This window comes from Microcoleus asticus IPMA8 (assembly GCF_013179805.1).
Lineage (GTDB): Bacteria > Cyanobacteriota > Cyanobacteriia > Cyanobacteriales > Microcoleaceae > Microcoleus > Microcoleus asticus.
In genome coordinates, this window is sequence record NZ_SRRZ01000021.1 from 1 (window position 1) to 12729 (window position 12729).

Annotated in this window: 17 protein-coding genes; 4 read left to right on the forward strand and 13 right to left on the reverse strand. The window is 42.9% G+C overall.

Annotated features, from left to right (window positions below):
* Nucleotides 1–451: 451 nt before the first annotated feature.
* Complete coding sequence (locus E5S67_RS33970; RefSeq protein WP_281363525.1) at nucleotides 452–586, forward strand: hypothetical protein; 135 nt, start codon at nucleotides 452–454, stop codon at nucleotides 584–586.
* A gap of 79 nt (nucleotides 587–665) precedes the next feature.
* Here E5S67_RS33970 and E5S67_RS07770 read toward each other — a convergent pair whose 3' ends face one another.
* The 4 genes from E5S67_RS07770 to E5S67_RS07785 form a co-directional block, all read right to left on the reverse strand.
* Nucleotides 666–1142: a DUF2656 domain-containing protein gene (locus tag E5S67_RS07770; RefSeq protein WP_172186496.1), complete on the reverse strand. Its 477-nt coding sequence runs from the start codon at nucleotides 1140–1142 to the stop codon at nucleotides 666–668.
* 8 nt (nucleotides 1143–1150) lie between these two features.
* Nucleotides 1151–2032, reverse strand: coding sequence for a HEAT repeat domain-containing protein (locus E5S67_RS07775; RefSeq protein WP_172186497.1), 882 nt, complete (start codon nucleotides 2030–2032; stop codon nucleotides 1151–1153).
* 9 nt (nucleotides 2033–2041) lie between these two features.
* Nucleotides 2042–2314, reverse strand: coding sequence for a hypothetical protein (locus E5S67_RS07780; RefSeq protein WP_172186498.1), 273 nt, complete (start codon nucleotides 2312–2314; stop codon nucleotides 2042–2044).
* A gap of 170 nt (nucleotides 2315–2484) precedes the next feature.
* Nucleotides 2485–3069, reverse strand: coding sequence for a phycobiliprotein lyase (locus tag E5S67_RS07785; RefSeq protein ID WP_246276670.1), 585 nt, complete (start codon nucleotides 3067–3069; stop codon nucleotides 2485–2487).
* Nucleotides 3070–3310: 241 nt separating this feature from the next.
* Between E5S67_RS07785 and E5S67_RS07790 the strand changes: the two genes are divergently transcribed.
* On the forward strand, nucleotides 3311–4141 hold the full coding sequence (locus E5S67_RS07790; protein WP_172186500.1) for a pentapeptide repeat-containing protein: 831 nt from the start codon (nucleotides 3311–3313) through the stop codon (nucleotides 4139–4141).
* A gap of 2 nt (nucleotides 4142–4143) precedes the next feature.
* Here E5S67_RS07790 and E5S67_RS07795 read toward each other — a convergent pair whose 3' ends face one another.
* On the reverse strand, nucleotides 4144–4896 hold the full coding sequence (locus E5S67_RS07795) for a phycoerythrobilin:ferredoxin oxidoreductase (RefSeq protein ID WP_172186501.1): 753 nt from the start codon (nucleotides 4894–4896) through the stop codon (nucleotides 4144–4146).
* Nucleotides 4897–4903: 7 nt separating this feature from the next.
* Nucleotides 4904–5638 carry a 15,16-dihydrobiliverdin:ferredoxin oxidoreductase gene (locus tag E5S67_RS07800; RefSeq protein WP_172186502.1) on the reverse strand — a complete coding sequence of 245 codons (735 nt, stop codon included), beginning with the start codon at nucleotides 5636–5638 and terminating at the stop codon, nucleotides 4904–4906.
* A gap of 235 nt (nucleotides 5639–5873) precedes the next feature.
* On the opposite strand from E5S67_RS07800, the gene E5S67_RS07805 reads away from it, so the two are divergent.
* Nucleotides 5874–6458, forward strand: coding sequence for a phycobilisome protein (locus E5S67_RS07805; RefSeq protein WP_339382792.1), 585 nt, complete (start codon nucleotides 5874–5876; stop codon nucleotides 6456–6458).
* Nucleotides 6459–6462: 4 nt separating this feature from the next.
* Here E5S67_RS07805 and E5S67_RS07810 read toward each other — a convergent pair whose 3' ends face one another.
* The 7 genes from E5S67_RS07810 to E5S67_RS07840 form a co-directional block, all read right to left on the reverse strand.
* Entirely contained in the window at nucleotides 6463–7152 is a 690-nt protein-coding gene (locus tag E5S67_RS07810; protein ID WP_172186504.1) for a HEAT repeat domain-containing protein, read from the reverse strand.
* A 104-nt stretch (nucleotides 7153–7256) separates the two neighbouring features.
* Complete coding sequence (locus E5S67_RS07815; RefSeq protein WP_172186505.1) at nucleotides 7257–7562, reverse strand: CpeR family transcriptional regulator; 306 nt, start codon at nucleotides 7560–7562, stop codon at nucleotides 7257–7259.
* A gap of 142 nt (nucleotides 7563–7704) precedes the next feature.
* Nucleotides 7705–8472: a phycobilisome rod-core linker polypeptide gene (locus E5S67_RS07820; protein WP_172186506.1), complete on the reverse strand. Its 768-nt coding sequence runs from the start codon at nucleotides 8470–8472 to the stop codon at nucleotides 7705–7707.
* 230 nt (nucleotides 8473–8702) lie between these two features.
* Nucleotides 8703–9470, reverse strand: a complete 768-nt coding sequence (locus E5S67_RS07825) for a phycobilisome rod-core linker polypeptide (RefSeq protein WP_172186507.1) — start codon at nucleotides 9468–9470, stop codon at nucleotides 8703–8705.
* Between the two features lie 111 nt (nucleotides 9471–9581).
* Nucleotides 9582–10466 carry a phycobilisome linker polypeptide gene (locus tag E5S67_RS07830; protein WP_172186508.1) on the reverse strand — a complete coding sequence of 295 codons (885 nt, stop codon included), beginning with the start codon at nucleotides 10464–10466 and terminating at the stop codon, nucleotides 9582–9584.
* Between the two features lie 224 nt (nucleotides 10467–10690).
* Nucleotides 10691–11293, reverse strand: a complete 603-nt coding sequence (locus E5S67_RS07835) for a chromophore lyase CpcT/CpeT (protein WP_172186509.1) — start codon at nucleotides 11291–11293, stop codon at nucleotides 10691–10693.
* A gap of 50 nt (nucleotides 11294–11343) precedes the next feature.
* Entirely contained in the window at nucleotides 11344–11880 is a 537-nt protein-coding gene (locus tag E5S67_RS07840) for a phycobiliprotein lyase (RefSeq protein ID WP_333202883.1), read from the reverse strand.
* A gap of 234 nt (nucleotides 11881–12114) precedes the next feature.
* On the opposite strand from E5S67_RS07840, the gene cpeB reads away from it, so the two are divergent.
* Nucleotides 12115–12669 (forward strand): phycoerythrin subunit beta, encoded by a 555-nt coding sequence (gene cpeB, locus E5S67_RS07845; RefSeq protein WP_172186511.1) that lies wholly within the window; start codon nucleotides 12115–12117, stop codon nucleotides 12667–12669.
* The last annotated feature ends 60 nt before the right edge of the window (nucleotides 12670–12729 follow it).

The window sequence follows — 12729 nt, forward strand, 5'->3', positions numbered from 1 at the left end:
AACAAGTTAAACACAGAGGTACTGGAATCATAATGAATACTCCTATATTTATTGTTTCAAGCACTGCATAGCCCTTAACTGAACCGTATTGGGTTCAGCAGCAGGAGTTGACAATATCGAAATCAACGACGATTTTATCGACGGGAGATAGATCGTAGCCTGGTAAACGTCAAAATCAGCGTTTCGGGACTTACATCCAACTTTCCAAACAACCTTGAAGCCTTGCTCCATTTCTCCTTTCAGCCTTAAAAACATCCTCGATCGCTTTACCCATGACTATTTGGATAAAAAAGAGTTAATATAGATCTACAGAACATTCAGGTTTTAGTTAAGAGTAACTTGGATTTCGCATCCTACAATTGAAGCAAAAATCAGTCTCCCTGTTAATTTACTAGAAGCGACTTATCGAGCCGTAAACTAGGGAAAAGCAAAAAGTCGTGATTAATTTATTATGCGGGCTATTAGTCGAGAATTAGCCACGCTAAAGCCAGCATCAATTGATGCAGCCCTAGCAGAAATGGCAAGCAATCCAGAGTATCAAGCTGATGTTTTACAAATGAAAACTGAATTTGCTACAGCTTATTAGGAAGCCTTTAAATTGGCGGAGTCTCAAGAATAAAAAACAGTATCAATCAACAAGATATCCTGGCACCTTAACTCACCCGTTACCCCTTTCTCCTTTCAACTTTAAAAACATCCTCAATACTTTTCCCCGCCGTTTTCTCCTCCCACCCCATCGCCATCAAAAAACTCTCAGCAGACTGAGTTTCCACCACATCCACCCCCCATTCTCCCGGTTGCAGCGCCTCAGCATCGCTAGTCAATGGCGGAGTCTTCTTCAATCCCGCTAAAATCAAAATATCAGGAAAAGAATCATCAGTTTTCCCCTGACTCATCCGCTTATCCACCAAACTTTGAGCGCAAAATTCTCCCACTTGAGGCGGAGAAAAAGCATCAGTAGAAAATAAAACTTCTACCATCCAATGACCGTGATTTAATTGACGACACTTAATCTCAGGATATTGACTTAAACCCTCAGCAAATACCCGAGTAAATTCTTCCCTACTTAAGGTGGGAAAAACCCCCTCGGGCAGATCAAAATTATGAGAAAGCAACATCCGCACCGTTCCCGATTCAGTCATACTTTTAGTTACTTAATTTGAGAAATCGCCAACTTAATCACACCTTGAACCGCCGCTTCTGACTCCTTTTCCAATGCAGCTTGTAGCGGTTCAATTGCAGCCCGATCGCCCACTTTCATCAAAGACAAAGCCGCCGCCCTACGAGTTTCCCCATCACCACGATCGAGCAACTCAATCAGATTAGGAATTGCAGGTTTATAAGCCAGATTTCCTAAAGCCGCCGCCGCCTCGCAACGCACATCAACATCAACATCCGTCAGAGACTTAACCAAAATCTCGAATAATTCATCCTTCGGTTCTTCCTGTGCAACCTTGGCGATCGCACCCACCACCGCACCGCGCACCACAGGCGAATCAGAGGCGATCGCCTGATACAAATACTCCTTCGCCCCCGCCCCAATAAAAGCCAACGCCCAAGCCGCATGACCGATCGTACTCTCTGGCAAATCACTTGACCCTAAAATATCCAACAAAGCCTGCACAGCCGGCTCCCCAATCCTCGCCAACGCCCCAATTGATGAACCCTTAACCACCGTATCCCGATCGTTCAACAAAGCATGAATTAAATGAGGAACCGCAGTCGGATCGGCAATCAAAGTCAGAGTTTTAGCAGCAGCACGCCGCACAACCGGATTAACATGATTTGCCAAAGCATCTAATAAAAAAGGAGTCGCCGCTTCGCCAATTTCAGCCAAAGTTTCCGCGAAACGCAGTCGAGTCATCCCCCGCGTATCTCCCAAACATTCAACCAACCGCTTCAACAGATTGGAATCATTAGGATCGAAAGTATCTAAATCTATTTGTTCAGTAACTTCCCGAAGAAAAGCATCTGTTTCAGCGTGAGCCAATAGAATTGGATCGGCCTCCGCTTGAGCATTAGAATTGACCATAATTATCCCCTAATTATTAGTAGTTAGAGCCGCCAATTGATCGCGAAGACTCTCCAGTCCAGCATCAATCTTAGCAAGTTCCGGCTCAATTTTAGCCATCGCCGCCTTCTGAGGTAATTTTGCCTTTTGTGCCGCAGTCATCGTTTCATTAACCAAACGTTCGCGATATTTCTCAAATTCAGCAATTACTTCTGCCAATTCTTCAACATTAGTGTCTGTTGAATTAGCAACAGTTTCCTCATTATCAGAATCCGACGGATTAAATTCTTCGTTTTCAGACATAGTTTTGATAGTTTAATAATTAGTCCGCCTAGGCGAAATTTGTGTGTGTAGCCGCGATTGCAATCGACGGGATATTTTTTGTTTTTGTAACCGCAATTTCAGTCACCGGGATATTTCGACTTTGTGTGTGTGTAGCCGCGCGCGATTGCAATCGCCGGGATATTTGTGCTTTAAGGTGACAGCACACCCACCCCAGAAAACCTCAAGCGATTGTGTTCTAACATCTCTTCTAAAGCAGAATGAGAAATACAACGACGCTCAGAACAGTATGCCATTTGTTTAACCCCATTTATCATCTGCACAGTCATCACCCGTACCCGAAAATGATCGTTAATAAACCAACAGCGTTCCTGTCCTTGATTAGTCTCATATTCCGTCTCAATAGTCAACACCCCATCATCCGCAAAATGGTAAATACCGATGACCGGAATACCTTCAACATAGCCTCGATTTCGCAGAAACTTGCCCGTTCTCGGATTACTAGGATTAGGCACATCTACAAGAATAGCAGCATAGTTTTCGTTCGGGACTGTATCATCTAAATTATCCTGCCACATAAAACTGCATCCCCCACTAACTAAAGCGGGATCGACATTCTGCTGTTGACACACGTCTAAAATTCTGGGATCGTCTGTTGACAAAACGTCAACGATGACATTGGATTCTCCCGACTCATCAGCCGCAGCAGTATCAAAATTATGGACTGTTCGCTGAGTAAACCAAACGCCCTCACTCTTGCGAAAGAAATCCATCATAGTCATAGGTGGTGTTAGCAGCATTTCTGTGTCAAATTAGCGATAGGAATCAGAGGGATTGAGACAAATCTCATTGAAAAATGGAGATTTCAGCTTTGACCTGAGCTTAGCCGAACTGGGAATCCGATCGGATTTTGGTTAAGAAAAATAAACAAACGTCAGTCTGGAATCCGTCAAATTCTAGGATAAATGACACAGGACAATTTTGAGCAACTCGATCGATAAATCTTCAGAAAATACAATGTCACCTCGTCAACACTCGTCTTTCCTCTCCGAACCCCTTTCTGCAACAGAAATCTTACCAGCCATTCAGGAAGGCAAAAGTCTAGCTCAAACCAACCTCCCGGGAATCAACCTTAGCCAGATGGATTTATCTGGTATTGATTTCAGTGGAGCAAACTTGATTGGGGCAAACCTCAGTCAAACCAATTTGCAAGGGGCAAATCTCACAGGGGTTGATTTACGAAGGGCAAATCTCAGAGATGCCAATTTGAGTGGAGCGAATTTAGAAGAAAGCTATCTTTTTCGTGCAGATTTACAGGGCTGTAATTTAGTCGATGCCAAGCTACAAGAGGCAAAATTAAAATTAGCTCAATATGATGCTCATACCCAGTGGCCAGAAGGATTCAATTACAAAAATTCGGGAGCTATTGGTCCCCAAGCCAATCTCAGTGGAGCTTTTCTGAATACAGCTTACCTCCGAGGCGCAGATTTACAGGGCTGTAATCTGCGAGGTGCTTATCTCAGTGGAGCCGATTTAACTGGGGCAAATTTAGAGGGAGCGGCCTTAAGTGGGGCGAGCCTTCAGAATGCCTTTCTGACTGGTGCTTATTTACGGAATGCTATCTTAATTGGAGTCGAATTACAAGGAGCGGATTTACGAGCGGCTGACTTAACCGGGGCAAATTTAGAGCAATTAAAGAGTATTGCTGGCGCTGATTTTACCCTAGCACAAGGACTCACCCAAGAGATGAAAGCCATGCTTTGCAGTCGCGATCGCAAAGAATTAGGAACTTGGAATGCTTTTACTCGTAACAATACGGCTCAGAGTCTTGGCTCTCAGGTAGGATAAATTTACACTGATTGTTGAACTTCTGGAATGTGGCGTTCTAAATCGAACAGAAAACCGTGAATGTATTCCTCAGTCCACTCCTCACCATAGAACCGCGTAAACATCCCTCTAGCGGGATCTTTTGCAGCACGATAATTAATATAACGTCGCTGTGCCTCAAGAATCTCTCCAAGTCGCTGACTATCTGTGACAGGTGGCGCTTGCTCAACCAAATCGAGATAAGCTTGAAGATAATCCTTAAAAGCTTCAAAGACCGTAGTTTGCACAGCCTCTGTTTCCTTGGGACGAGTCCAAAGAAAAGCAGGAGAAAAGAAAGGTTTTGCCTCGTCAGGAAAATCTCCTCCCCAAGGCAACTCCTTTTGATAAGTGTTGAAAATCGGTAAAATTGGATCTGAGTATTGCTTCTGGTAAGCCGCATCGTGAAAAAGAGGCTGCATATCTAAAGCAATTAAATGTCCCCCCGGCAAGGTTACTAAGTCTGCCCCAAAAAATGGCAAGTCATAATTTAACTGGGGGAAAATCACAAAATTAAGTACCTGGAGAGCATCACCACCCTCAACATGAGCCGCCCGAATTTGCCGTAATTTTGAGGACTTAAAAGCATGACTTGTCGTCACCACCAACTGCTCTTTTTTGCCCTTACCAGTTAGAGATTCTTTCCGTTCAAAACCTGCCGGAATGGGATAGGCAGCCAAGTCAAGTCGTTCTTTTAGAAGTGGGATGGCGTAATCTAAGAAAGGCTGATAAAGAGTCATTTTTAACTTATCTTACTCCCGCTGGAACTGCTAATGGAATAGCATCTTCAAACAAAAACTCGTACAGAAATCGCTCTGACCATTCATGCCCAAAATAGCTGCCGAATAGCCCTGATGCAGGATCGCGTTCCGCACTATACTGATCGTAATCTTTCTGTGCCTTCACAATCCGCTGAATCTCTTCGGGAGTGTTAAGCGGGGAGGCTTGCTCTAACATTTGCCAATACAACTGAACATATTCTTGATAGGCTGGAAACAAACGAGTTACAACCGTTTCTGCATCAGTTTTAGCAAATAGCAAGTTCTTGGAAAAATACTGGTTCGCATCGTAAAACTTCATTTCTAAGTCTTGCGTTAAATCCTTGTATTTATCCTTAATGGCGCTCATTGGCTCGATATATTTGTCTATATAGGCGCGATCGCGGAATAAAGGTTGAAAATCCAAAACCACCAAGATTTTCTTCTGTCCAAAGGCTAAAAAATCAATTCCTAGTAAGGGCAGATCGTAATTATAATTCGGATAAATGACACTATTGAAAATCTGTGCCGTTTCTCCCGCATCAATGTATGTGTAACGAATCTTTCGCAATTTGGGACATTGATAGCACCAACTTTGAATCGTGGCGGGATTTTTGCCTCTTTCACTCACCACCGATTCCAATCCAGAGGGAATGGTACGACTCTCTAGAGCAAAACGTCCAAACAGTTCTTTTTCTAAGAATTCCTGAAACGGCTTAAACATAGATTAAAATTTAGCTCCTTCAATCTTTCCCTCAAAACACAATCATAAGGGATTGCCTTAAATCTTGTCTCTGTTTTTGACAAACAAAGTAATATTTCGTTACGAAACTCTGTTGTGCGCTCAGGATTTCCAAGAAAAACCCTGTACCAACCATCATTAAACTGCTGTAATTGTAATAAATCTTAATAAACTCCCTCATAATTTTAGTCTATCCTAGTAAACTATGTGTAATTTAATGACTATGCAATTAAGTGAAAGAGCAAAGCAATTAATTCCCCAAGCCAGAATTGTCAGTTTTGCCAGTTGGAAAAACTTATATTCAGATGAAGTAATTGCCATTTTTCAAGAGGCTGACGATCAAAGTCGATATCTCACAGATGAGGATTTAGAACGCATTAAAAATCTTGCTCCTAATTTCTCTTTAATGCTAGAAAAAGCCCGATTATTGCGAGAGCAAGCTCCTAATCTTGTTGCTGATGCGAGGAAAAAGGTATTAGCCGACTTTCCAAATATCACTGAGCTTGGTAATGACCTTTATCCTCCCGAACGTGCTGAAGCCTGTTGGCGAGATTTTTTACAGTTTCTGCGCTGTATCACCTATGGAATTGCAGGTAACAGTCCTCAATTTACTAGCCAAGAAGGACTCAAAAACATGGAGCTACTCTATCAAGAATTGCGGGTTCCTGTTTCGGCGATGCTCTGTGGACTCGAACAGTTGAAAACAGTTAGCTTGCAGCAATTTAATTTTGAAGACCGGGATTTATTGAGCCTTTATTTTGACCATTTAATCACTGGGTTAAAACAATTTAATCAAGTTTAATCAACTAAACAGTATCAGATTCCTTACTGTTTAGTTGATTGAGCAGATTTTCTAAAGCAGCAGCAACGACTCGATGATTTGAGTCTTGCCGAAGTTTACTTAAAATTTCCTTAGCCTGCGGATCGTCAAAATGTTGCAAAGCAGATGCGACGTGCTGACGCATACCTTCATACTCAGAATTAGCCAGCATTAATAACTGAGAAAGTGCAGCCTGTTCCTGATTAGTTCCGGCTAATGTACCAAGTGCATCCACAGCGGCTTCCTGAGTGGTCCTATCTTCTCCAGCTAAGGCTTCCATACAGACCTCAAAGAGTTCGCTTTCGCACTCCATATCAACCAAAACAGCCAGAATACTACGACGAACTAACCAGTGGTCATCCTGAAAAAAAGTCAAGACTAAATGAGATGCAGCACATCGACCAAAAAGCGAAAGAGAATTAGCAGCCTCAGCTCGCACATTCGGCGTATTATCAAATTTCATGATTTGGAGCAATGCGGCGAAGGAATCAGCGGTTTGTTGTGTCCCAAATGCCCGGCTGACAAAGGAACGTACTAAGAATTCGGGGTCATCGAGTTTGCCTTTGAGCAAGGGAACGGCAATCTCTGGTTTATAATCCTTGAGAGCAGCGACGGCCTTGAGTCGATACTGAAAATCAGGATTGTTCAGAGACGTTTCGATTTCGTGAATATCCATAAACACAATCAAGTATAATTTTTATTGATTTTAACCAAAAAGTTCCTAATTTTGCAAATAACCAAATAGCTTTTAACACTTAATAACCTTCGCGGTTGTTATAGTTAAGCTCTTTGATCGAATCGAGTCTGAAAACAGCCGTACTTGAACCAATATTGTCGCAGTTCATGATGCGGTGTATGCAAACTGGCTTTAGCCTGATAGAGAATCACTTGTCGATGATTTCCCATCCAAAGTCGTTTGCCTGGTTCAACAGAAATTAAGCACCCTCCTAGAATGTTAACACATTCCTCAAATCGCTCAACTGCTGGATAGTCTAAAGTTTCAAAAATTAGCAATTGACCGGAAAAAATTAGGTGACGACTTCTGATCCAAGCCTGCATTTTTTTACAAGCTATTGGGGGTAGCATCTTTCAGATACTCAGCTTGAAAACCGAGTGATTTATTTTTACTTTCAAGTTGGAAAGAGAAAAAGAGCGAATAATAAACTCGCTCTAGAGTAAGTAGGAGATACCAAACTTCAATGAAGACAAAGGTGAAGTCTAGGTAAATTTAGCCAACTTCAGTAATACTGAGAATTTTGCCTCCCATTTTCTGAATATTTTTAATTTGCTTAGACATTTGAGCATAGCTGACTTCATAGCTGATATTGCTCACTCTGACCTTAGCACCACCAGACTTAGCAGCAGTAATCCGAAAACGTTTACCAGTTGTGCTAGAGGCTCCACTGGTACCAACGCTAGAAAGTTTGATTTTCTGAGGCAGATTGCTCGCAACCGTAGCAATTAATTGAGCTTGATTACTGCTATCGCTAGTAGCTGCTCCTCCCAGCAAAGAAAGCATCCGATTAAACCCGACATTCTTGATACCATTTTGGCTGCGAATGTTCCGAGGATAAGGCACAATATTCTCGCCAAAGTTCTGGCTGTAATCGTCACTATCGATATAAGAATCGATTTCGGCTTCATAGCCTTGACCGTTACAAATTTGGACGTGTTCCGAAATCTCTGTCTGTTCTAAAGGAGCGCGACCAAGCAAATGCTTGCAGTTTAACTCGATGAACCGATAGGCAGAATTGGTGTTAAAAAATAGAGACTGATACAGGTCGGATTTTGCCACTTGTCTGACAAAATCACGCACCGTAATATCACCATTGCGAAGCAAAGATTCGGCACTGGTGAGACGCTGACTTTCCATCAGGTGAGCATTTCCTAACACCTGTCGGTAAGCAGCACGAATGACGACTTGTAAATCGTCTTCGGTTGCATTGGATCGAAGTTCTACGGGGTCACTGACGAAAGAGGCTGTTAAACTGGACATTTTTTTTTCCTAACGTTAATTAAAGTTTGATTCAGACTGTCAAAAGATGTTACTGTTGGTTGAAAGAGCTTAAGATAAGCGAACGCATCTGTTATTTAGACAGAGAAGCACTACGTGTTTTTATCGTTATCGCTTTCATAATTGCGATCGGATAAGATAAAAATCGCGATTGTTTCCGAGAGGGTAGAGAAGCAAATCTTTACTTCTCTACCCGCGAATCACTTTAGGCCTCAAGCAACTTCTGTGATGCTGACAATTTTGCCGCCTGCACGATGAATGCGCTGAATTTGCGGAGTCATATTCGCACCGGATACAAGATATTCAGTGTTACTTAGTCGGCGAGGACTATCAAATTTAGAGCCCTTGACTAAAATCTTGAAGGTTTTTTCGGTGGCATCTTTGTAAGCGCTGATCCGACCGCCTGTTGTTGGTAAAGTAATCTTGTTACCGCTATTGCCAGCCACAAAATCTACTAAGCGAGAAGCGGTAAAAGCACTATCAACTCCTGCATAACCTTGATACAGGGAAAGGGTGCGATTATAGCCGACTTGCTTTTGTCCGACTTGACTTTTTGCTCCTTGATAATAAGGAACTGTATTCTCGCCAAATTTTTCCTGATATTCTGGACTATCGAGATAAGAATCAATTTCTGCCTCGTAGCCTTCTTGGGTAGAACGGCAAATATGCTCAGAAAGTTCCTCTTGAGCTAAAGGAGCGCGACCCAACAAATGTTTGAAGTTTAGCTCGACAAAGCGGTAAGGAGCGCAGGATTCAAAATACCGACTGCGATAAAAGTCAGATTTAGCCACAGCGCGGACAAATTCTCGTACCGTTATCGTGCCATCGCACAACTTGGATTCTGCAATCGTCAAGCGTTCACTTTCCATGACATGGGGATTGCCCAATACTTGCTTGTAAACAGCGCGAATTACCGCCTGTCGATCATCGGAGCTGCTCGTAGGCCAAAGTTCTACTGGCGCATCTAAAACGACACTCATTGAGTTTCTCCTAAGAATAAATAACGCTTCAAAACAGGGAATTAGGGATTGTGAAAAACACGCTCAGGGAGATAATTCCCCAAGTCGTTAAGGCAGAAGTTTGAGCGGTTGTTAGTTGACAGCAGTGATGCTGGAAATTACGCCGCCTTGTTTGTGGATGCGTTGATATTCTTGCGAGAGCCTATCAAATGGTACGAGATAGGCTTGATTGCTAGAGCGAAATTTAGAGACTCGGTTCATCACAGTCGTTGCTGAAGAACGATATCCAGTCACAGTAATGCGATAAACTTTGCCTTCTGTGGAGGCGCCTAATCCAGCACGAGTACGTGAATTGATACCAGACTCTTGGAATGCCCAACCATCTCCAACTGCACCACCTGAAGGGGGAACTATTGGTAGGGGGGTTTGCTGAATCACGAATTTATTCAGAACAGGGGTTTTTCCAGAAATACTGCCCTTGAGGTCGCTACTGGAAGCTCCCCGCAAGAGAGCAAACATATGAGTAAACCCAACCATATTTTGTCCTGGCTGGGTTTTGTAGCCTCGGTAATAGGGAACGATATTTTCCCCGTAGGCATTTTGGTATTCATCACTGTCGAGATAAGAATCAATTTCTGCCTCGAAGCCTTCCGTATCTAAAATGGTGCTATGTTCTCTCATTTCTTCTAAGCCATCAGGGGCCCGACCTAGAAGATGTTTGAAATTGAGTTCAATAAACCGATAGCGAGGACAAGTATCGAAAAAGCGAGAGCGGTAAGCGTCTGATTTTGCCAGAGCGCGGACAAATTCGCGCACACTGAATTCACCACTTTTGAATTGGGATTCAGGAATCGTCGCTCGTTCACTTTCCATGACGTAAGCATTTCCCAAAACTTGCCGATAAACGGCACGAATAATGGTTTCTACTTCTTCTTCTGAACGTCCTGGCATCAGTTCTAAACAGGGTGTTTCTTCAAATAAACTGACTCCAAGTCGAGATGCAGGTCCAAAAACCATTGAAAAAATCTCCACAATTGTATTACATGAAAAACTACCATACTTAGACGTTATATTAGAAAACTTTGCATAACTTAACATTAAGCCTGATTTAGGAGCTTATTTGTACTACATAAAGAGGTTGAGATATTGCTCGGAGTCTCTTATTGCAAGAAATGCGGTGTAGTACATTTTATTTCGTGTAATACATGGTGAATGTGACTTGAAAATATTAAGCCGATAAGTTATAAGATGTGAGGTAACTCAGTGGCAAAACTTTGACGCTTTTCAAAATGTAGAGAGCCAAAAGCCGAACCCCAAACCTGTTGATGATTATTCACATCCAGACCTCGATCGAGGCTACTCCAAGTTGTTTCTGTAATTTCCACATCACTAACTAGGTAGGTTGAACAACCTCTTTTTTCGATGAGACAAAGGTTTCCAGGTTCGACACTGCCTCGAAACATTTCGCCGTCGCGTTTAAAAATCATGGAACAGTGATAGCGTCGTTGCAGACTATCTGGTTTAATAGTTTTGAGAATGCTTAATTCTCGTGCGGCTCCGGCGTACTGTATTGGGTCTTCGAGGCTATAATTTTCAATATAAATCTGATCTCCCTGGTCAATTAAGCGATGAACTCCCTGACGATAGGGGGTCCACAGATCGTGATCGTAAACCTGTTCAGAGTAAAAGCCAATGGCATTGAAAAATTCAAAGGGTAAGGGACGAAAAAATATCCGAATATGGGCAAATTGTTGTGGGTTATCAAAGGATTGTTGATAGTTACTAAAATCCCCAGCCATCCACTGAGCCAAAGTGATTAAATCATTGCTTTTAACTGAATTCATAAGCTAAGAAGAAGGTAGAAGAAAGTTGATTAATAGCAATTAGTGATTCACTAATTCCCTGACAGCGAACGAATCTCTGAGGAAAATGATGCCGTTACTACTCCACTTCCTCCACTGGTTTTAATTAGGGAAACACGAAACCGTAAATTAGGATTAGCAAACCAGATTTTTTCTTCCGCTGCGGCGTGTTCGTAGCTAGTCAAAAGCACAAAAGTTCCATCCTCTGTGATGTGATAGTCACCTGCTGCGGCAATAGTTTCAGCATAACCTTGATCTCGTAATAACTTACCGCGATTAGGTACATTTGGATCGGGGATTGGTACCAGAATACAACTCCCCTTAACCTCAGAATTCTCATCCCAATCTGACTCACCCTCCCAACTCATTTGAAAAGGCATTACTGCTTGGGATGGGTCAACATTATACAATTGACAGAGTTCCATTACTGCCCGATCGTCCGGTGAGATAGCAGCGATATCAATAACTGACTGCACAGCTTCAAAGTGTCTGAAAGTCAAATGATGGGCGCTGCGCTGCGATCGCCACCGTCCTAGAGAATTTTCAACAAACTGCTTAATATTGTTCATGGAAAACATTGTACAGGGGCAAGAGCAAAAATATTCTTGTCTTGAAAACTCCACTTTTTGCGCCCCTCTCCACGAAAAAAAGTGCTTTTAGCCACAAAAGTAACAAATTGTTACTTTGTTTCTCAGGAAAGAGACAGAGGCAACACCCCAGAGATATATTCAAAACCATCAAGTTAGTCACCAAGTTGACCAACTCTGATTCAGAAATAATTTTTCTAAGTTAAGGAGAACTCAATGCTTGACGCTTTTTCAAGAGCTGTACTTTCAGCCGATGCCAGCACCTCCACTGTCGGTGATATTGCTGCCCTCAGAGCTTTCGTTGCCAGCGGCAACCGACGCTTGGATGCTGTAAACGCGATCGCCAGCAACGCTAGCTGCATGGTTTCTGATGCTGTTGCCGGTATGATCTGCGAAAACCAAGGCTTGATTCAAGCTGGTGGTAACTGCTATCCTAACCGCCGCATGGCTGCTTGCTTGCGCGATGCAGAAATCATTCTGCGCTATGTCACCTACGCTTTGTTGGCTGGTGATGCTTCAGTTCTTGATGACCGTTGCTTGAATGGTTTGAAAGAAACCTACGCAGCTTTGGGCGTTCCCACCACCTCCACCGTGCGTGCCGTTCAAATCATGAAGGCTCAAGCCGCTGCTCACATCCAAGACAATCCTAGCGAAAAATTTGCTGGTGCTAAGCTCCGCAAAATGGGCAGCCCTGTAGTAGAAGATCGTTGTGCTAGCCTCGTTGCTGAAGCTTCCAGCTACTTCGATCGCATCATTTCTGCACTGAGCTAGTCAGTTGCTAATCGCAATTCGCTCAGCAAAATTGAAACTACGCTCACTGTCGTCAAAATC

Bases quoted from the DNA above. Each gene is read 5' to 3' on its own strand.
- E5S67_RS33970 (WP_281363525.1), top strand. From the start codon at position 452: ATGCGGGCTATTAGTCGAGAATTAGCCACGCTAAAGCCAGCATCAATT.
- E5S67_RS07770 (WP_172186496.1), bottom strand. From the start codon at position 1,142: ATGACTGAATCGGGAACGGTGCGGATGTTGCTTTCTCATAATTTTGAT.
- E5S67_RS07775 (WP_172186497.1), bottom strand. From the start codon at position 2,032: ATGGTCAATTCTAATGCTCAAGCGGAGGCCGATCCAATTCTATTGGCT.
- E5S67_RS07780 (WP_172186498.1), bottom strand. From the start codon at position 2,314: ATGTCTGAAAACGAAGAATTTAATCCGTCGGATTCTGATAATGAGGAA.
- E5S67_RS07785 (WP_246276670.1), bottom strand. From the start codon at position 3,069: ATGATGGATTTCTTTCGCAAGAGTGAGGGCGTTTGGTTTACTCAGCGA.
- E5S67_RS07790 (WP_172186500.1), top strand. From the start codon at position 3,311: ATGTCACCTCGTCAACACTCGTCTTTCCTCTCCGAACCCCTTTCTGCA.
- E5S67_RS07795 (WP_172186501.1), bottom strand. From the start codon at position 4,896: ATGACTCTTTATCAGCCTTTCTTAGATTACGCCATCCCACTTCTAAAA.
- E5S67_RS07800 (WP_172186502.1), bottom strand. From the start codon at position 5,638: ATGTTTAAGCCGTTTCAGGAATTCTTAGAAAAAGAACTGTTTGGACGT.
- E5S67_RS07805 (WP_339382792.1), top strand. From the start codon at position 5,874: ATGACTATGCAATTAAGTGAAAGAGCAAAGCAATTAATTCCCCAAGCC.
- E5S67_RS07810 (WP_172186504.1), bottom strand. From the start codon at position 7,152: ATGGATATTCACGAAATCGAAACGTCTCTGAACAATCCTGATTTTCAG.
- E5S67_RS07815 (WP_172186505.1), bottom strand. From the start codon at position 7,562: ATGCTACCCCCAATAGCTTGTAAAAAAATGCAGGCTTGGATCAGAAGT.
- E5S67_RS07820 (WP_172186506.1), bottom strand. From the start codon at position 8,472: ATGTCCAGTTTAACAGCCTCTTTCGTCAGTGACCCCGTAGAACTTCGA.
- E5S67_RS07825 (WP_172186507.1), bottom strand. From the start codon at position 9,470: ATGAGTGTCGTTTTAGATGCGCCAGTAGAACTTTGGCCTACGAGCAGC.
- E5S67_RS07830 (WP_172186508.1), bottom strand. From the start codon at position 10,466: ATGGTTTTTGGACCTGCATCTCGACTTGGAGTCAGTTTATTTGAAGAA.
- E5S67_RS07835 (WP_172186509.1), bottom strand. From the start codon at position 11,293: ATGAATTCAGTTAAAAGCAATGATTTAATCACTTTGGCTCAGTGGATG.
- E5S67_RS07840 (WP_333202883.1), bottom strand. From the start codon at position 11,880: ATGAACAATATTAAGCAGTTTGTTGAAAATTCTCTAGGACGGTGGCGA.
- cpeB (WP_172186511.1), top strand. From the start codon at position 12,115: ATGCTTGACGCTTTTTCAAGAGCTGTACTTTCAGCCGATGCCAGCACC.